The 18,631-nt window shown below is 66.2% G+C and carries 18 protein-coding genes; 2 read left to right on the forward strand and 16 right to left on the reverse strand.

What is annotated here, in order from left to right; genetic code table 11:
* Both VG320_RS12530 and VG320_RS12535 read left to right on the forward strand, forming a co-directional pair.
* Positions 1–376 (forward strand): TIGR00730 family Rossman fold protein (locus VG320_RS12530; RefSeq protein ID WP_327200431.1); only part of this gene is annotated, 376 nt, incomplete at its 5' end.
* Between the two features lie 26 nt (positions 377–402).
* Complete coding sequence (locus tag VG320_RS12535; protein ID WP_327200432.1) at positions 403–1,149, forward strand: SDR family oxidoreductase; 747 nt, start codon at positions 403–405, stop codon at positions 1,147–1,149.
* A gap of 7 nt (positions 1,150–1,156) precedes the next feature.
* Here VG320_RS12535 and VG320_RS12540 read toward each other — a convergent pair whose 3' ends face one another.
* The 16 genes from VG320_RS12540 to VG320_RS12615 form a co-directional block, all read right to left on the reverse strand.
* On the reverse strand, positions 1,157–1,747 hold the full coding sequence (locus VG320_RS12540; RefSeq protein WP_327200433.1) for a DUF924 family protein: 591 nt from the start codon (positions 1,745–1,747) through the stop codon (positions 1,157–1,159).
* Entirely contained in the window at positions 1,744–2,508 is a 765-nt protein-coding gene (locus VG320_RS12545; protein WP_327200434.1) for an alanyl-tRNA editing protein, read from the reverse strand. The genes VG320_RS12540 and VG320_RS12545 overlap by 4 nt, the downstream gene beginning before the upstream one ends.
* Positions 2,509–2,661: 153 nt before the next feature.
* On the reverse strand, positions 2,662–3,072 hold the full coding sequence (locus tag VG320_RS12550; RefSeq protein ID WP_327200435.1) for a group II truncated hemoglobin: 411 nt from the start codon (positions 3,070–3,072) through the stop codon (positions 2,662–2,664).
* 120 nt (positions 3,073–3,192) lie between these two features.
* A complete protein-coding gene (locus tag VG320_RS12555; protein ID WP_327200452.1) occupies positions 3,193–5,727 on the reverse strand; it encodes an ABC transporter permease in 2,535 nt (844 codons plus the stop codon).
* Positions 5,728–5,825: 98 nt separating this feature from the next.
* Positions 5,826–6,440 carry a DUF4126 domain-containing protein gene (locus tag VG320_RS12560; RefSeq protein WP_205986191.1) on the reverse strand — a complete coding sequence of 205 codons (615 nt, stop codon included), beginning with the start codon at positions 6,438–6,440 and terminating at the stop codon, positions 5,826–5,828.
* A 348-nt stretch (positions 6,441–6,788) separates the two neighbouring features.
* Positions 6,789–7,109: a quaternary ammonium compound efflux SMR transporter SugE gene (sugE, locus tag VG320_RS12565; protein WP_327200436.1), complete on the reverse strand. Its 321-nt coding sequence runs from the start codon at positions 7,107–7,109 to the stop codon at positions 6,789–6,791.
* Between the two features lie 113 nt (positions 7,110–7,222).
* Entirely contained in the window at positions 7,223–7,921 is a 699-nt protein-coding gene (gene kdpE, locus VG320_RS12570; protein ID WP_327200437.1) for a two-component system response regulator KdpE, read from the reverse strand.
* Positions 7,914–10,820 carry a sensor histidine kinase KdpD gene (locus tag VG320_RS12575; RefSeq protein WP_327200438.1) on the reverse strand — a complete coding sequence of 969 codons (2,907 nt, stop codon included), beginning with the start codon at positions 10,818–10,820 and terminating at the stop codon, positions 7,914–7,916. Before VG320_RS12575 ends, kdpE begins: the two co-directional genes overlap by 8 nt.
* Positions 10,821–10,976: 156 nt before the next feature.
* Positions 10,977–11,555 (reverse strand): potassium-transporting ATPase subunit KdpC, encoded by a 579-nt coding sequence (gene kdpC, locus VG320_RS12580; RefSeq protein WP_327200439.1) that lies wholly within the window; start codon positions 11,553–11,555, stop codon positions 10,977–10,979.
* A 31-nt stretch (positions 11,556–11,586) separates the two neighbouring features.
* Positions 11,587–13,683, reverse strand: coding sequence for a potassium-transporting ATPase subunit KdpB (gene kdpB, locus VG320_RS12585; RefSeq protein WP_327200440.1), 2,097 nt, complete (start codon positions 13,681–13,683; stop codon positions 11,587–11,589).
* Between the two features lie 16 nt (positions 13,684–13,699).
* Entirely contained in the window at positions 13,700–15,505 is a 1,806-nt protein-coding gene (kdpA, locus tag VG320_RS12590; RefSeq protein ID WP_327200441.1) for a potassium-transporting ATPase subunit KdpA, read from the reverse strand.
* Positions 15,502–15,594: a K(+)-transporting ATPase subunit F gene (gene kdpF, locus VG320_RS12595; RefSeq protein ID WP_028218560.1), complete on the reverse strand. Its 93-nt coding sequence runs from the start codon at positions 15,592–15,594 to the stop codon at positions 15,502–15,504. Before kdpF ends, kdpA begins: the two co-directional genes overlap by 4 nt.
* Positions 15,591–15,716: a potassium ABC transporter ATPase gene (locus tag VG320_RS12600; RefSeq protein ID WP_103701455.1), complete on the reverse strand. Its 126-nt coding sequence runs from the start codon at positions 15,714–15,716 to the stop codon at positions 15,591–15,593. Before VG320_RS12600 ends, kdpF begins: the two co-directional genes overlap by 4 nt.
* 137 nt (positions 15,717–15,853) lie before the next feature.
* A complete protein-coding gene (locus VG320_RS12605; RefSeq protein WP_327200442.1) occupies positions 15,854–16,723 on the reverse strand; it encodes a phosphotransferase in 870 nt (289 codons plus the stop codon).
* A gap of 441 nt (positions 16,724–17,164) precedes the next feature.
* Positions 17,165–18,139: a quinone oxidoreductase gene (locus VG320_RS12610; protein ID WP_327200453.1), complete on the reverse strand. Its 975-nt coding sequence runs from the start codon at positions 18,137–18,139 to the stop codon at positions 17,165–17,167.
* A gap of 73 nt (positions 18,140–18,212) precedes the next feature.
* Entirely contained in the window at positions 18,213–18,602 is a 390-nt protein-coding gene (locus tag VG320_RS12615) for a methylglyoxal synthase (protein ID WP_327200443.1), read from the reverse strand.
* Between the last annotated feature and the right edge of the window lie 29 nt (positions 18,603–18,631).

Below are 18,631 nucleotides of genomic sequence, written 5' to 3' on the forward strand. Positions count from 1 at the left end.
CAAGGAAGTCGGCCACAACGGCCTGACCGAGCTGCACGTCGTGCCCGACATGCACCACCGCAAGAAGATGATGGCCGATCTGTCCGATGCCTTCGTCGCGCTGCCCGGCGGCGCGGGCACGCTCGAAGAGCTGTTCGAGGTCTACACGTGGGCGCAGCTCGGCTATCACCACAAGCCGGTCGGCATTCTCAATATCGACGGCTTCTACGATCCGCTCGTGACGATGCTCGGACATACGGTCAGCGAAGGCTTCATGCGCCAGACGTATCTCGATCTGCTGCAGATCGACAGCGATCCCGCCACGCTGATCGGCAAACTCCAGCGTTATCACGCGCCCGCGCAGGACAAGTGGGCCGATCAGCGCGAAAACGTCTGAACGTTCGATAGGGAGGGTTTGATTCGATGGGCAAGGTCGTCCTGATCACGGGCGCGAGCCGCGGCATCGGCCGCGCCTGCGCCCGACTGCTGGGCGCGCGCGGCTGGACCGTGGGCGTCAACTATCTGCACAACGCCCCCGCCGCCGAGGAAACCGCAGCCGAAGTGGGCCGCGCCGGCGGCCATGCGCGCGTGCTGCACGGCGACGTGGCGAACGAAACCGATGTCGTCGCCATGTTCGACACGCTCGAATCGGCGTATGGGCGCATCGATGCGCTGGTCAACAACGCGGGCATCGTCGCACCCGGCAGCCCGCTCGCCGACATGGACGCCGCGCGCCTCAAGCGCATGTTCGATGTGAACGTGTACGGCGCGTTCCTGTGCGCGCGCGAAGCGGCCAGGCGCATGTCGAAGGACCGTGGCGGAGATGGCGGCGCGATCGTGAATGTGTCGTCGGCGGCGTCGCGGCTGGGTTCGCCCAACGAGTACGTCGACTATGCGGCCTCGAAAGGCGCCATCGACACCCTGACGATCGGTCTGGCCAAGGAGCTTGGCCCGCAGGGCGTGCGCGTGAATGCCGTGCGGCCCGGCCTGATCGACACGGAAATCCACGCCAGCGGCGGGCGTCCAGAGCGCGCCGCCGTACTGGGCGCGCAGACGCCGCTCGGCCGCCCCGGCAGCGCCGACGAAGTCGCGGAAACCATCGTGTGGCTGCTGAGCGATGCGGCGTCCTACGTGACGGGCGCGTTGCTCGATGTGAGCGGCGGACGCTGATTAGAAGCTAAAAGCGCGAACCGGGCTGGCTTAGAAAAGCGCGCTCGGCTTGCGTGCTCTCACGGCCCAGTTGTGCATTGCGATGCGGAAATCGCCCAAAGCGCGCGATAACGTCAGCGTGGCGCACCGCGTGATCGTAGTAACCCTTCGCCTGCGGGTCCTTCGCCAGCTCGCCGAATAGCCGCAGCGACTCGCGCTGCGCCTCGGCGGATTCCGCATGTTCGAACGGCAGATAAGCGAAGGCGCGATGCTCGACGGTCGGCAGGCGCAGATCGTCACCGCTTGCCACCATGGCGCGCGCGACGGCGAGCGCTTTTTCATCGGCGGCGAAGGCGCGCGGCGTGTCGCGATGGCAGTTGCGCGAAAACTGGTCGAGCACGATCACCAGCGCCAGCGTCCCTTCAGGCGTCGCGCACCACGCATCAAGCTCGCCTGCGCAGGCGGCGTCGAGCAACGCACCGAAGCGCTCGCGCAACAACGCGTCGAACGCCGCGCTCTTCTTGAACCACATCTTGCGTTCCCGGCCATACTCCGCCGATCCCGGCGCGCCGAACCAGAAGTCGAGAACCTCGCGCGGATCCACGCTCCTCACGCTCATTCCACCAGTTCCAGCACGAGCCGGCGCGTGCGCGCGCTTTTCTTTTCCAGCTTCGCCACGCGTAATCCGCCAATCTCAAGCGTGTTCTGCACATGCGTGCCGCCACAGGGCTGCAGATCGACGCCTTCGATGCGCAACAGCCGCACGCGCCCCAAACCCATCGGCGGCTTCACGCTCATCGTGCGTACGAGTTCGGGACGCTGCGCCATGTCTTCGTCGGTAATCCATTCGGTCGTCACCGCATGCGCACCCGCAACCAGTTCCGCCAGACGCGCTTCCACTTCCTCGCGCCCGATTGGCTCGACCGTGGCGAAGTCGAGGCGCGCGTAGTCCGCCGTGATGCTGCAACCGTCCACCGCGTAAGGCAGGACCGCACACATCAGATGGCTGGCCGTATGCAGACGCATATGCCGATGACGGCGCGTCCAGTCGATCTCCGCGCGCACGCGCTCGCCCACCGCGAGGCGCGCAAGCAGGGCTTCCTGTCCGGGCGCCGGAAGATGCAGCGCGTCGTCGGGCGTCGCGCCTTCGAATTTTGCCTTGCGGGTATCGGCGATCTGGATGCGGGTGCCGTCGGCGAGCACGAGCGCGCCGGTGTCGCCCGCCTGGCCGCCACCCAGCGGATAGAACACGGTCTGGTCGAGCTGCACGCCCTCTTCGCTCACGGCGAGCACGGTGGCGTCGCAGTGCGTCAGATAGGCGTCTTCGCGAAAGAGCGCGCGGGTCGATGGTTGCGCTGCGGCCAGCGTGGCGGTCGTCATGGGGACTGTCTCCTTGTTATCGGGATGCATCAGAGTGCAAGACACAAGGTTCCATTATCGCGATGTGCTCACAGTCGCAAAATACAACCCGAATCGCCCACGGCCTGACTGTACCGGTCAGCGAACCGGGCCAGTCGCCCCGTCGCGCCGGAATCAGCCCGGACGGTTGCGCATCCAGTCCGCGGTCTCGAAGAACGAATGCAGCAGGCGCTCGCGCAGCGGTTCGGCAAGGCCAATGTCCTCCATCGCCCACGCCATGCAGCGCAGCCACTGATCGCGTTCCGACGACGCAATCGCGAACGGCAGATGGCGCGCGCGCAGGCGCGGATGGCCGAAACGCGAGATGTAGTGATCCGGGCCGCCCATCCAGCCGCACAGGAACCAGAAGGTCTTGTCGCGCGAACCGTCGAGCGTTTGCGGATGGAGCGCGCGGATACCCGCGAACTCGGGTTCGAGGTCCATCAGGTCATAGAAACGGTCGACGAGTTCGCGCACGCGCGCCTCGCCGCCGACGAGTTCGAAGGCCGTGGGTTGCTGCGGCGCTTCGTCGGCTGGATCGGTCATACAGTGGAATCGATGCGAATAACGGGGCGGCAACGCGCTTCAGGCTTCAGAAGCGCCGCCGGGCAAACGAATATTTTCGCATAGCGGCGCGCGGGCCGCCCCGCACGCACGAACGCAGCGTCAGGCGTCGCGCAGCGACTGCAGCGCGGGCCGCGCGAGCACGTGCCGCAGGCTGATCCAGCCGCCGACGCCCGCGCACGCCACGCCCGCCACGATGCCCGCCGGCACGAGCCACGGATCGAACGGCAGATAGAACTCGAACACGCGCGTCGCCAGCACCGAGCCGACGATCTGCGCGCCCACCGCCGCCATCAGGCCCGCCAGCGCCCCCACGGCGACGAACTCGGCGATCTGCACCGAGCGCACCTGCGCGTGCGACGCCCCCAGCGCGCGCAGCAGCGCCGACTCGCGCATGCGTTCGTCGCGCGTCCCCGCGAGCGCCGCGTAGAGCACCAGCACGCCCGCCGCGAGCGTGAAAATAAACAGGAACTGCACCGCGCCGATCACCTGCTCCAGCATGCGCTGGATCTGCGCGAGGATCGGGCCGACGTCGATTGCGGTGACGTTCGGGTACTGCGCAACCAGCCCGTCAACCACGGCGCGCTGCGACTCGGGCAGATGGAAACTGGTGATAAACGTAGCCGGGAAATCGTGCAGGAGCGCAGGCGGCATCAGCACGAAAAAGTTGACCTTGAACGAGCCCCAGTCGAGCTTGCGCACGCTCGTCACGGGCGCGGTCACTTCCAGCCCGGTCACGTCGAAGGTCAGCACATCGCCGGGCTTGACCTTGAGGATTTTCGCGAGCCCCTGCTCGATCGAGAGCTGCGGCGTGCTGGCGTCGCCATACCAGGCACCGGCCTCGATGCGGTTATCGTCCGGCAGTTGAGTCGTGTACGAGAGATTGAATTCGCGATCGACCAGACGCCGCGCATCCTCGCTCTTGTACTGATCGGGATTCACGGGCTGGCCGTTGATCGACGTCAGGCGGCCACGCACCATCGGCTCAAGATCCGGATTGGCGATACCGTGTGCGCCGAGCCACGCCGCCACGGCGTCGCGTTGCGCGGGCTGGATGTCGATGAGGAATTCGTTCGGCGCATCGGGCGGCGTCGATTTGCGCCAGCCGTCGATCAGGTCGTTGCGCGTCATCGCGATCAGCAGCAGGCACATCAGGCCGATGGCGAGCGACGTAATCTGCAGCGCGCTCGCGCCGGGCCGCCGTTCGAGCGACGCCAGCGCATAGCGCCAGCCCACGCCTGCACGCGAATCCAGCCCGTTGCGCTGGCTGCGCGCGACGCGCGCCGCGCCCCACAGCGCCAGCCGCGCTATCGCCGCGAACACCAGCAGACCGAGCGCGAAGCCACCTGCAACGATGCCGCCGAGCTTCAGTTCGCCCGCCGCCAGCACCAGCAGCCCCGCGAACAGCACGATGCCGATGGCGTAGGCCGCCCAGGCGGTGCGGCTCTCGTCGCCCCATTCGCGGCGCAGCACCCGCACAGGCGGTACGCGCGTGAGCGGCAACAGCGGCGGCAAGGCAAAGCCGAGCAGCAGCACGAGCCCCGCCGCGACGCCTTCGAGCGCGGGCAGCGGCCCGGGATACGGCAGCGCCACATCGATCAGCGTACCGAGCCACGCGAGCAGCGCGAGATGCCCCGCATAACCGAGCGCCACGCCAACCGCGCCCCCCACAAGTCCAAGCCCCGCGAATTCGAGCACGAAGATCGAGCGCAGCGTGCGCTGGCTCGCGCCCAGGCACCGCATCGCCGCGCAGGTGTCCAGATGGCGGCGCGTGTAGCGGTGCGCGGCCATCGCGATGGCCACCGCCGCCAGCAACGCGGTCAGCAGCGACACGAGCGTGAGGAAATGGCGCGCGCGTTCGAGCGTCTGGCGCACCTGCGGCTGGCCGTCGTTGAGCGATTCGAGGCCGACGCCGCGCATCTTGCCGCCGGCTTTGTCACCTTCGACTTTCGCCCTCGCCCACGCGGCGTATTGCTTGACGGCGGGATCGGCGCCTGCCACCAGCAGGCGGTAGGTCACGCGGCTACCGTAGCCGGTGAGGCCCGTCGAAGGCAGATCGGCCGCGTTGAGCATCAGACGCGGCGAAAAATTAACGAAGGAAAAGCCACGGTCGAGTTCGCGCGTAATGATCGCGCCCACGCTCAAGGTGCGCGTGCCGACCTTGACCGTGCCGCCCACATGCAGCTTGAGCGCGTCGAGCAGTTCGCCGTCCACCCAGACGGTACCAGGCGGCGGAATGCCCTGCGCTTCGTGATCGGGCGCGCCCGGCGCGGACGCGATGCGCAGCGCGCCGCGCAGCGGATATTCGGGCGAAACCGATTTGACAGCGGCCAGGCGCGCGGGCGCTTGTGCACTTTGCGCCCCCGCGTTCGCGGCAGGCACGCTCACCATGCTCGGGAAAATCGCCGTGGTCGCGGTGTGCAGGGCGAGCGCTTGTGCCTCGCGCGCGAACATCGGGTCGAGCGGATGATCGGCGCGCACGATGAAATCGGCGGCGATCATGCGCCGCGCGTCGCGTTCCAGCCCGCGCTGCAGACGATCGGCGAGAAAGCCCACGCTCGAAAGCGCCGCCACCGCCAGCACGAGCGCCAGCAGCAGCATGGTCAACTCGCCCGCGCGCCAGTCGCGTGCGCTCATGCGCGCGGCAAGCCGCACGAGATCGGACCAGCTTAGCGATGAGCGGCCGGACACGGCCGCAGCGGAAGAAGCACTAGACGGGGAAGGATTCGCGCCGTTCAATCGTGACGGCTCCGTAACGAGAAACGCGTGACCATATGCGTGGCCATGCCGCGAAAACCGCCCTGCACGCCGCGCCACAGACGCGGCAAGGCCCACGTTGCGACCAGCAGGAAGGCAACCAGCATCACAAGGAAAAGCAGCGGGACAAAAAACGCCAGCAGCACGCCCACGAAGGTCATGCCGTCCTCGGCGCTGGAGGTGACGACGTTCGACACCGGCTCGGGCGACAGATTGATGAGCGCGCGCGTGCCCGCCTTGGCCAGATGCGCGGTGCCGGCGAGCGTGCCGCCCGCGAGCGCCGCAATCGTCAGCACGGCCGGGTCGGCATGGCCGAGCGCGCCAGCCGCCAGCACGGCGCCAGCCGGAATGCGGATAAAGGTATGCACGGCATCCCACAGCGAATCGAGCGCGGGGATTTTATCGGCGAGAAATTCGAGGACGGTGAGCGCAGCGGCCACGCCGATTACCCAGGGCGAAGAGAGGATCGCGAGCGTGTCGGGGAGATGAATGACGCCCAGGCGCTGCATGACTCCCGCCATCAGGACAGTGAGGTAGAGGCGCAAGCCACTGCCCCAGGACAGGCCTGCGGCGAGAGATAAGGGTTCCAGCATGACTGCCTCCTCGCGCGAGGCTCGCGCGGCGCCGTTCCCCACGATACGTGGCGTAGCGCAGCGTCCAAATTTGTCCAGCGAGGCTAAAAAACCGGGGGACAAAAAGACGTCGGCGCTCGCGGCGTCCGCGGCGCTTGGGTGTTATCGGTTGGTGAGCGTGGTGACCATCTCATTATAGCCACGCACGCTGCGCCGCCGCAGCGCGGTTTTGCCGTTCTGGTGCGCCTGCGCCACGCTGGGCGCGCAATAAAACGCACGAAAATGCGCGCCGCATCACATAGCGACGCGCAACGACCGCTCGAGCAGCCGCGCCGCTACGGTTGCGGCAGATTTAGGCAGCCGACGAAATTACGCAGCCGACGAAAGCTTGAGGCCGATCAGCCCCGCCACGATCAGCAAGGCGCTGAGCACGCGGGCCACACTCACCGCTTCGCCCATCACGATAATGCCGAGCACGAACGCGCCCACCGCGCCGATCCCGGTCCAGACCGCGTAGGCGGTGCCCAGCGGCAACTGGCGCATGGCGAGCGCGAGCAGCCAGAAGCTGCCCAGCGCCGTCACGACGGTGAACACGGACGGCCACAGCCGCGTGAATCCTTCGGAAGATTTGAGACCGGTGGCCCACGCCACTTCGAGCAGGCCGGCAATGAGGAGATAAATCCAGGGCATCAGGAACGCTCCATGAGAAAAATGGGGCCGTCCCCGAAAAAAGAGAAGCGCAAGGTCGTCCTTACGCTTCTGTAAGTATAGCAAAGCTGGTCAGACCGGGCTTGCGGGCTGCCTCACTGCACACCCACAAGCCGATAACCCACGCCCGTCTCGGTGATGATGTGCTCGGGCTGGGCCGGATCGCGCTCCAGCTTCTGGCGCAGATGCGCCATGTAGATGCGCAGATAGTGGCTGCTTTCCACATGCGACGGTCCCCAGACCTCGCGCAGCAGTTGCCGGTGCGTGAGCACACGGCCCGCGTCGCGCACCAGCGTGGCCAGCAGCCGGTATTCGATCGGCGTGAGATGCACCAGCGCGCCCTCGCGCGTCACCTGGCGCAGCCCCAGATCGACGACCACCGCGCCGAAGCTCACCTGCGGCGCCTCGTTCGCGCCGCCACGGTTGCGCCTGCGCAGATGGGCGCGGATGCGCGCCAGCAGTTCGGACACGCCAAACGGCTTGGTCAGGTAATCGTCGGCGCCGGCGTCGAGCGCGGCGACTTTTTCGCTCTCCTGGGTCCGCGCCGACAGCACGATCACCGGCAGATCGCTCCAGCCGCGCAGCTCGCGGATCACGTCGAGGCCGTCCGTGTCGGGCAGCCCCAGATCGACGATGACGAGATCGGGCTTGCGCGTGGCCGCTTCCACCAGCCCCTGCTTGCCGGTTTCGGCGTCATGGACGGTGATGCCCTCGCCTTCGAGCGAGGCGCGCACGAAGCGGCGAATCTGCTTTTCGTCTTCGATCAGGACAACGGAGAGACTCGGGTCACTCATGGGCGGCATTCGAATCGAGAGGTTTGGTGGGGCCGTCGTGCGGATCGTGTGAGTCGTGCGGATCTTCCGCGTGGTCGTCCGCATTGTCGTCATGCACGTCGGCCGGCAGCGGCGGCGGCTCTTCCACCGGCAGCGCGAACCAGAACGACGCGCCCACGACGCGACCGTCGGCGTCCACGCGATTGGCCGCGCCGATTGTACCGCCGTGCGCCTCCACGATCGCGCGGCAGATCGCAAGCCCAAGCCCAATGCCGGGCTTGGCCGATTCCTTCTCGCCGCGCGTGAACTTTTCGAACACGCGCTCGCCCATGCCTGGCGGCAGGCCCGGGCCACGGTCGTCGATGCTCACGCGCACCTGGGGCTGGCCGCCCTCCTCCACGCGGCGCGCGGCAATCGTCAGCGGCGTGTCGGGCGGCGTGTACTTCGCGGCGTTCTCCAGCAGATTCGAAAACAGCCGCTCCATCAGCACGGCGTCGAGCTGCAGCAGCGGCAAATCCTCTTCGAGCTTCACCTGCACCGGATGGCGCGCCAGCACGCGTCGGCAAGCCGCCAGCGCCGCGCCGACGGTTTCCTCCAGCAGCGTCCACTGGCGGTTCAGCTTGAGACTGCCCGCCTGCAGCCGCGCCATGTCGAGCAGATTCGTGACGATGCCGGTCATGCGCAGCGCCTCGTCGTGAATCGCCTCGATCAACTCGCCCTCGCGCGCGTTCTGCGGATCGGGCGCGTCGGTGCTCGGCTCGTGCGTCTGCGCGAGCATCGACGAAAAGCCCACGATGGTCGTGAGCGGCGTGCGCAGATCGTGCGAAATCGCCGAAAGCAGCGAATTGCGCAACCGTTCGGACTCCATGTTGACGAGCGCGTCGCGCGCGATTTCCACGTAATGCACGCGCTCCAGCGCCAGGGCGATCTGCGCGGCGAAAGCGTCGAGCATGCGCTGCTGCTCCGGCACCTGCAATTCGCGCGCGTCGCGCGTGACCACGGCCAGCACGCCGCGTGTGCGCATCGGCGCCTTGAGCGGCAAATAGCGCGCCGCCGCCGCGGGCAAGGTATCGGTGCCATGGCCCGCGGGCTTTTGCTGGTCGTAGACCCACTGCCCCACGTCGATGTCGAGGCTCGACGCATCGAGCATGATCTGCGGATCGGGGTCCTCGATCTTCTGCTGGACCTTGTCCGCGCTATCGGGCAACAGGATCGCCACGCGCGCGCCGAACACCTCGCTCACATGGCGGCTGCCGATCGCGACGATCTGCTCGGTGGCCAGCGCCGCGGCCAGTTCGCGCGCCATCGCGTACATCGCGCCCGTGCGCTGTTCGCGCCGCTGCGCGACGCTCGCCTCGCGGCGCAGGCTCGACGTGAGATGGCTGATGACGAGCGACGTCAGCAGCATGCCGACGAAGGTGAGCAGGTATTGCGTATCGCTCACCGAAAACGACAGGCGCGGCGGCACGAAGAAGAAGTCGTAGGCCGCCACGCTTGCGAACGAGAGCAGCACGCCTGGACCGCGTCCGAGCTTCGTCGCCGTGAAGATCACGCCGAGCAGGTACAGCATCACCAGATTGGCCAGCGCAATGCGGTCGTTCAACTGGTTGGCGAGCAAGGTGATGCAGGCGCAGATCACCATCGCCGCCACATAGGCGCGCGGCGGCGAACGGCCATTGCCTGGCGTGCCGCCCTGGCCGATCGCGGCGCGCCAGGCGTTGGCCGCGCGCGCGGCGGCGCTCGCGCCGTCTGAGGACTCGCGGCTATTCAGCCGGTCGATTTCGTTGCCGCTCGCGCGCACGAGCGTGAGATCGGCGTCACCGGCTTTTTCGGCCAGACGCTCGCCGAACGGCCGCTTGAACCAGCGCGAAAAACCCGTGCGCAGCGACGCGCCCGCGATCAGCTTCGACACGTTGCGCAGCCGCGCATAACCCGCAAGCGTCACGGCGGCGTCTTCACCGGCGAGCGTCGCCGTTTCCGCGCCCAGTTCCGCCGCGAGCTTGAGCGCGCCGAGCGTGCGCTCGCGGATCGCATCGGGCAGGCGCTGGAGCCGGGGCGTTTCGACATAGACGGCGATCCAGTCGGCCTTGAGGCTCGCCGCCAGACGCGCCGCCGCGCGCACCAGCGCGGGGGCCTCGGGACCGGGGCCGATGCACAGCAGCAGCCGCTCGCGCGCCTGCCAGACGTGCTGGATCGAGCGGTCGGCGCGGTACTCGTGCATCTGCGCATCGACGCGATCGGCGGTGCGGCGCAGCGCCAGCTCGCGCAGTGCGATCAGATTGCCCTTGCGGAAGAAGTTGCGCACCGCGCGCTCGGCCTGGGCGGGCAAATAGACCTTGCCGTCGCGCATGCGGTCGAGCAGTTCCTCGGCAGGCAGGTCGACCAGCGTGACTTCGTCGGCGCCGTCGAACACGCGGTCGGGCACCGTCTCCCAGACGCGGATGCCGGTGATCTGCCCCACCACGTCGTTCAGGCTTTCCAGATGCTGGACGTTGACGGTCGTATAGACGTCGATGCCCGCGTCGAGCAGTTCGTAGACGTCCTGCCAGCGCTTGAGGTGGCGCGCGCCGGGCACGTTCGAATGGGCCAGCTCGTCGACCAGCACGAGTTGCGGCTTGCGCGCGAGCGTGGCGTCGAGATCGAATTCGTCGAGCATGCGCCCGCGATACGCCAGACGCAGACGCGGCAGCACGTCGAGGCCGCTGGTGAGCGCGGCGGTTTCGCTGCGCCCGTGGGTTTCGACGATGCCGACCACCACGTCCACGCCTTCTTCGGCGCGGCGGCGCGCGGCCTGCAACATCGCATAGGTCTTGCCGACGCCCGCCGAGGCGCCGAAGAAAACCTTCAGCTTGCCGCGGCGGCGTTTTTCTTCCTCGCGCTGCAGGCGGTCGAGGAGTTCGTCGGGATCGGGGCGGTTCATGCGGCGTGGGCGAATGTATTCGTGTTCGGGGCGGTTGTCGCGGCGCAGACGTTGATCGTCTCACCGTGACCCGCAATTAGCAAACAGCAAGCAAACAGCGAGCAAACCGCACGCCGCTTGCACGGCGTGCGGTGCGTTCAACGCGAACCGCAACGCTCAGCTCGCGTCCTTGCCGTCGAGCGCGAGATTCAACTCCAGCACATTCACGCGCGGCTCGCCAAAGAGGCCAAACTGGCGCCCCTTGGTGTAACGGTCCACCAGCGCCTGCACGTCGTTGACGCTGATATTGCGCGCCTTGGCCACGCGCGCGACCTGATACGCGGCGGCGGCAGGCGTTATCTCAGGATCGAGACCGCTGGCCGACGAGGTCACGAGATCGGCGGGAATCGGCTGCGAGACATCGGTACCGGCGGCCTTGAGCGCGTCGATGCGGCCTTTGACTTCATCGGCGAGCGCCGGGTTGGTCGGGCCGAAGTTCGAGCCGCCCGAGGCCTGCGCGTTGTACGGCATCGGCGAGGTAGCCGACAGGCGGCCCCAGAAGTACTGGGGCGCGTCGAACTGCTGGCCGATCAGCTCGCTGCCCACCACCTTGCCGTTCACCTGCACAAGACTGCCGTTGACCTGGCGATGGAACACCGCCTGGCCGAACGCCGTCATCACGGCGGGATAGACGAGACCGGTAATCGCCGCGAGCACGGCGAACAACACGATCAGAGGACGAAACTGCGCTTTCATATGCATTCCTGTCTAAATAGTGGCGCGTGGTTCAAACCCAGCCAAACGCGGCCAGCACCATATCGATCAGCTTGATGCAAGGGAACGGCAGCAGAATGCCGCCAAGGCCATAGATCAGCAGATTGCGGCGCAGCAGCGTGGCCGCGCCCAGCGGCCGGTACTTCACACCCTTGAGCGCAAGCGGAATCAGCATCACGATGATGAGCGCGTTGAAGATCACCGCCGAGAGAATCGCTGAAGCCGGCGACGTCAGATGCATGACGTCGAGCACGCGCAGTTGCGGATACGTCGAAGCGAACGCCGCCGGAATGATCGCGAAATACTTGGCGACGTCGTTGGCGATCGAGAAGGTCGTGAGCGAGCCGCGCGTCATCAGCATCTGCTTGCCGATCTCGACGATCTCGATGAGCTTGGTCGGGTTCGAATCGAGATCGACCATGTTGCCCGCTTCCTTCGCGGCCTGGGTGCCCGTGTTCATCGCCACGGCGACGTCGGCCTGCGCGAGCGCGGGGGCGTCGTTGGTGCCGTCGCCCGTCATCGCCACGAGCTTGCCTTGCGCCTGATGTTCGCGGATGGTCGCGAGCTTGGTCTCCGGCGTAGCTTGCGCGAGGAAATCGTCCACGCCCGCTTCGGCGGCGATCGCGGCGGCGGTCAGGCGGTTGTCGCCCGTCACCATCACGGTCTTGATGCCCATCTTGCGCAGTTCGGCGAAACGCTCCTTGATGCCGCCCTTCACCACGTCCTTCAGCTCGATTACGCCCAGCACGCGCGCCTGTGCGTCGTCGCCCTGGCCGTTGCGCTCCGCCACCACGAGCGGCGTGCTGCCGCGCCGCGCGACTTCATCCACCGCGGCGCTTACTTCGGACGGGAAACGGCCGCCATGCTGCTCGACGTAATGCTTGACCGCGTCGGCGGCGCCCTTGCGGATTTCGCGGCCCGGCATGTCCACGCCGCTCATGCGCGTCTGCGCGCTGAAGGCGAGGAACACCGCATGCAGCGAGTTCATGTCGCGCTGGCGAATGTTGAAGCGCTGCTTGGCGAGCACGACGATGCTGCGGCCTTCCGGCGTTTCATCGGCGAGCGAGGCGAGTTGCGCGCAATCGGCGAGCGCTTCTTCGGTGACGCCTGGTGCGGCCACGAAGGCCGACGCCTGGCGGTTGCCGAGCGTGATCGTGCCGGTCTTGTCGAGCAGCAGCACGTCCACGTCGCCGGCCGCTTCCACCGCGCGGCCCGAGGTGGCGATCACGTTGGCCTGCATCATGCGGCTCATGCCCGCCACGCCAATCGCCGAAAGCAGCCCGCCGATGGTGGTCGGAATCAGGCACACGAGCAGCGCGGTGAGCGCCGTGATCGTCACCACGTGACCCATCTTCGCGGCTTCGACGGAGAACATCGAGAACGGCAGCAGCGTCGCGGTCGCCATCAGCAGCACGATCGACAGCGCGACCAGCAGGATCGTCAGCGCGATCTCGTTGGGCGTTTTCTGGCGCTTGGCGCCTTCGACCATCGCGATCATGCGGTCGAGGAACGCTTCGCCCGGATTGGCCGTCACGCGCACGACGATCCAGTCGGACAGCACGCGCGTGCCGCCCGTGACCGACGAAAAGTCGCCGCCCGATTCGCGGATCACCGGCGCGGATTCGCCCGTGATGGCCGATTCGTCCACCGAAGCAACACCGTCGATCACTTCGCCATCGGCGGGAATCACGTCGCCGGTTTCGACCAGCACCACGTCGCCTTTGCGCAAATCGGTGGCGGTGGTGATGCGGATCGGCGCCTTCGGATGCGGCTCGTTGAGCTTCTTGGCCATCACGTCGCGCTTGGCCTGACGCAGCGACGCAGCCTGCGCCTTCGAGCGGCCTTCGGCGAGCGCTTCGGCGAAGTTGGCGAACAGCACCGTGAACCACAGCCACAGCGCGACCGCGAGAATGAAGCCCGCGGGCGCTTCGGCCTGGCCCATCAGCGCCGCGATCCAGAGGATCGTCGTGAGCACGCTGCCCACGTAGACGCAGAACATCACCGGATTGCGCAACTGGGTGCGCGGCTTGAGTTTCCTGAACGAATCCACGATGGCCGGGCGCAGCAGCGCCGGATCGAACATGGACCGTGTTGCACTATGTTGTGTCATTTGAAGAAGTCCCCGTTCAATGCACGCCGAGCATGATCAGATGCTCGACACCCGGACCGAGCGCGAGCGCCGGCACATAGGTGAGCGCGCCCACCAGCAGCACACAGCCAAGCAGCAGCACGACGAACAGCGGTCCGTGCGTGGGCAGCGTGCCGCCCGTGACGCCGATGCGCTTCTTGCTGGCCAGCGAACCTGCGATCGCCAGCACCGGCACGATGGTGCCGAAGCGGCCGAACCACATCGCAATGCCCAGCAGCCAGTTGTAGAACGGCGTGCTGACGGTCAAGCCTGCGAACGCGCTGCCGTTGTTGTTGGCGGCGGAGCTGAACGCGTAGAGGATTTCGGAGAAGCCGTGCGCGCCCGGATTGGCGATGCCGGCCTTGCCCGCATCGGAGAGCACGGCAATCGAGGTGCCCAGCAGCACCAGCAACGGCGTAAGCAGAATCACGATCGACACCATCTTCATCTCGAACGATTCGATCTTCTTGCCCACATATTCCGGCGTGCGCCCGATCATCAGACCGGCCACGAACACCGCCAGCAGCGCGAACACCAGCATGCCGTAGAGACCCGAGCCAACCCCGCCGAAGATCACTTCGCCCAGCTGGATGAAGAGCATCGGCACGAGGCCGCCGATTGGCGTGAGCGAATCGTGCATCGCGTTGACCGCGCCGCACGAAGCCGCCGTGGTGGCGACAACGAAGATGCCGGTCTGCGCCATGCCGAAGCGCGTTTCCTTGCCTTCCATATTGCCGCCGGCCTGCAAGGCGCTGGCGTGCTGATCGACGTTGAGCGTCGTGAGCATCGGATTGCCGGCCTGCTCCGCCGACAGTTCCACGCCCACCGCCACTGCAAACGCAATCGTCATCACCGCGAGCACCGCCACGCCCTGCTTGCGGTCGCCCACAACGTTGCCGAACACGAGACACAGCGCCGCCGGAATGATCAGGATCGACAGCATTTCGACGAAGTTCGAGAACGGCGTCGGATTTTCGAACGGATGCGCCGAGTTCGCGTTGAAGAAACCGCCGCCGTTGGTGCCGAGCATCTTGATCGCTTCCTGCGAAGCGACCGGGCCCATCGCCAGCGTCTGCGTCGTCACTTTCGTATCGACGGTGACGGGGTTGCCCTTGGCGTCCTTGATGGCATTGCCCTGGGCGTCGAGCTTCGGGGCCGCGTAGGTGGTGGTCTGGAGCGTCGGCACGCCCTGATAGGACTTGAAGTTCTGGATCATGCCCTGGCTCATCAGCAGCGCCGCGATGAGCGCCGACATCGGCACGAGGATGTAAATCGTCGTGCGCGTGAGATCGACCCAGAAGTTGCCGATGGTTTGCACCGAATGGCGCGCGAAGCCGCGAATCAACGCAATCATCACCACAATGCCCGTCGCCGCCGACAGGAAGTTCTGCACGGTGAGGCCGAGCATCTGCGTGAGATAGCTCACGGTCTGCTCGGGCGTGTAGTCCTGCCAGTTGGTGTTGGTGACGAAGCTCACGGCGGTGTTGAACGCGCCGTCCGGCGTCATCGCGCTGAACGCCTGCGGATTGCCGGGCAGCCAGCCCTGCACGCGCAGCAGCACGTAGAGAAAGCCCACGCCGAGCACGTTGAACGAGATGGTGGCGAGCGCATAGCGCTTCCAGTTCATCTCGGTGTTCGGATCGACGCCGGCGATGCGGTACAGCAGATTCTCCACCGGCGCGAACAGACGCACGACCCGCGAGCGCCCGTCGAGCACACGCGTGATGTAGCCCGCGACCGGCACCGCCAGCGCAAGCAGAACGACGAGGAAAATCCCCGTCTGCAGCAGATTGTTGGCGTTCATTCGATCTCCTCCGCGCGCAGCAGCGCATGGACGAGATAGACGAACAGCAACAGCGTCGCCGCTCCCGACAGCCAGAAGATCCAGGTCATGAGCGCGCTCCCGTGGCGTTTTGATCGACGCGACGGTACTGCATGAGCTTCCCGCAGCCAGCGATCAACGCGTAAGTGAGCGCGGCGAAAACCGCCAGCCCCCCGATATACAGCACATCCATTGTCGTGTTCTCCATTGACGGATGGCGGTAAGGTACGGTTTATCGCGTTAATTCCGGATCAAAGCTTGGGGTGGGCGTATAAAAAGCGTGTAAACAGCGCGCGATCCGGGGACACGCGCAGGGGAAGCGCGGGGAAATTACACGCCGCTCGCGTCGAGCATGCCGTGGACGATGCCGCCGAGCACGTTCACCCGGGCGGCGTCGCCAGCCGCATCGGCCGCGACGATGGCCGTCGTCAGCCACAATGCGCTGTAAAAATGCATGGCGCGGCGCGCTTCGCCTTCCGGCTGCCAGCGTTGGACGAGTGTCGCGCCGTAGGCTCGCGCGGCGTCGTTATCCTGCACCGCCAGCTGGGCGAGCGTATTGCCCACTGCGAGCAGCGGGTCGCCATAGCAGGCAAAGTCCAGATCGATCAGACCGCTCAATCTGCCCTTATCGACGATCACGTTTTTCGTCGTTATGTCGTCGAGAAAGCAGACCGGAGGCACCGCCTGAAAGTAAGGCTCCAGTGCGCGCCGCAAGCCGCGCAGACGCAAGCGCAGCCGGTTCAACGGGGTCGGCGGCTCGTCCAGCGGCTCTTCGACCGGCCGCCCGAACATGTCGCTCCAGCTCGACGCCAGCGCCGGCCGCCCGATCGCCGCCCAGCCGAAGCCCTGCCCGCGCGGCAACGCCGCGACGCGCTGCTGGCAGGCCGCGATCGTATCGGCCAGCGCTGCGGCCTCTTCGGCATGCATCAGCGGCAATTCGAAGGCAAGATCGCGCCCCGGCAGCCAGCTCATCACCACATACGATCCGCCCGCCGGGATGGCGCCCGAAGCCAGCACCGTCTGCACCGGCACGCCGATCTCACGCAACGCGTTCAGGTTGTGCGCGGTGTACGCGAACGCGCCGCGCAGCGGACTCATGCGCAGGACCACCGTGCGGCCGTCCGCCAGATCGGCACGAAACACGGCATTGCCGCTTTGCGACAGCGTCTGCCGCTCGATCGCCAGCGGCTCGACTTGCATCGCAGTCCGAATGATTGAATGGGCTTGCGCGAGTGCGTCAGATTCTTCGGTCGACTGGGGAGCTTGCGCGCCTGCAGGAAGAATGGCTTCGGGTATAGAAGGCGCGGTGATAATCGACATGAAAGAAAGCCCCGCTTCCAGTTTGTAAGCGGCACTGCCGCAGTATTGCGAGGCAGTGTAGGGAGCCATCTTTTGGATCGGCTTTCGATTGAAATTACATGTATTACCCTTCGTGACGGCGCGCCGCCCACGCTCGATTAATCATTACGAGTCATTTCGCCGAATTACCGCTCATGAACAATCAAGCGCAATCCGGTAAGACTTCACCCTCTTTCATGGCCATATTCTTTCCATGAGAAAGCATTTGTAAGCTCTTGGGCCATAAAAAAAGCGCGCATGACAGCCATGCGCGCCTTCCTGATTTCGCGAGTTTCTACGGCGTCAAGGCATGAGAATCGTCGAACCCGTCGTCTTGCGCGCTTCGAGATCGGCGTGCGCCTGGCCGACATCCTGCAACGCATAGCGCTGGTTGATCGACGTCTTCACCTTGCCCGATGCAATCACCTCGAACAGCTCCGCCGACATCGCCTCGTAGTCGCTGCGTTTGGCGATGTACGAGAACAACGTCGGGCGCGTGAAGAACAGCGAGCCGCGCGAGGCGAACTCCTGCGATTCGATCGGCGGCAGCGGCCCCGACGCATTGCCAAAGCTCACAAACATGCCCAGCGGCGCGAGGCAATCGAGCGACTTCACATACGTATCCTTGCCGATCGAGTCGTACACCACCGGCACACCCGCGCCGTTCGTGATCTCGCGCACACGCGCCGTGAAGTCCTCGCGGGTGTAGACGATCGGGTGATCGCAACCGTGCGCGCGGGCAACCTCGGCCTTTTCGTCCGAACCGACCGTGCCGATCACGGTTGCGCCCAGCGCCTTGGCCCACTGGCACACGATCAGGCCCACGCCGCCCGCGGCCGCCTGGATCAGGATCGTGTCGCCCGCCTTCACGCGATACGTGCGGCGCAGCAGATATTGCGCGGTGAGGCCCTGGAGCATCACCGATGCCGCCTGTTCGTCGCTGATCGTATCGGGCAGGCGGATCACCTGGTCCGCGCGCAGCACGCGCTCCTGCGCGTAGGCGCCGGGCGGCCGCGCGACGTAGGCCACACGCTCGCCCACTTTCACGCTGGTTACGCCCGCGCCGACGGCCACCACCTCGCCTGCCGCTTCCATGCCGAGTCCCGCCGGCAACGGCTGCGGATACAGCCCGGTGCGGAAATACACGTCGATGTAATTCAGGCCGCACGCGCTCTGCCTGACGCGGATTTCGCCCTCGCCCGGCTCGCCCACTTCGACATCGACCCACTTCATGACTTCCGGGCCGCCGGCTCGATCGTATCGGATTGCCTTGCTCATCATGTCTCTTCCACAGTCAGGGGTTCGTCTGCGCCCGCGGGCACAGCTCGGTAACGCAACTCAGTAGCGCAACTCAGATCGCGTCTTTCATGCGCAGCGTGAGCGCGTCGAGAATCATGCGCGCCGTCGAGATATTGGTCGCGCACGGCACGTCGTGCACGTCGCAGGCGCGCACGAGCGCGTTGATATCGGGTTCGTGCGGCTGCGGCGTCATGGGGTCGCGCAGGAAAATCACCACGTCGACGTTGCCTTCGGCCAGACGCGCGCCGATCTGCAGGTCGCCGCCATGCGGCCCCGACAGCAGGCGCTCGACATTCAGGCCGTGCGCGGCGGCAATGCGCCCGCCGGTCGTGCCGGTCGCGAGCAGTTCGCAGCGGCGCAGCGTATCGACGTATTCGCCGGCGAGCCTGACGATGTCGTCTTTCTTGTGGTCGTGCGCGATCAGTGCGACGCGGGTGGGCATGGGTTCGGCTCCTGGCTTGGGTTAAATGA

Origin of the sequence: Paraburkholderia sp. (assembly GCF_035948235.1) — a bacterium.
Taxonomy (GTDB): domain Bacteria; phylum Pseudomonadota; class Gammaproteobacteria; order Burkholderiales; family Burkholderiaceae; genus Paraburkholderia.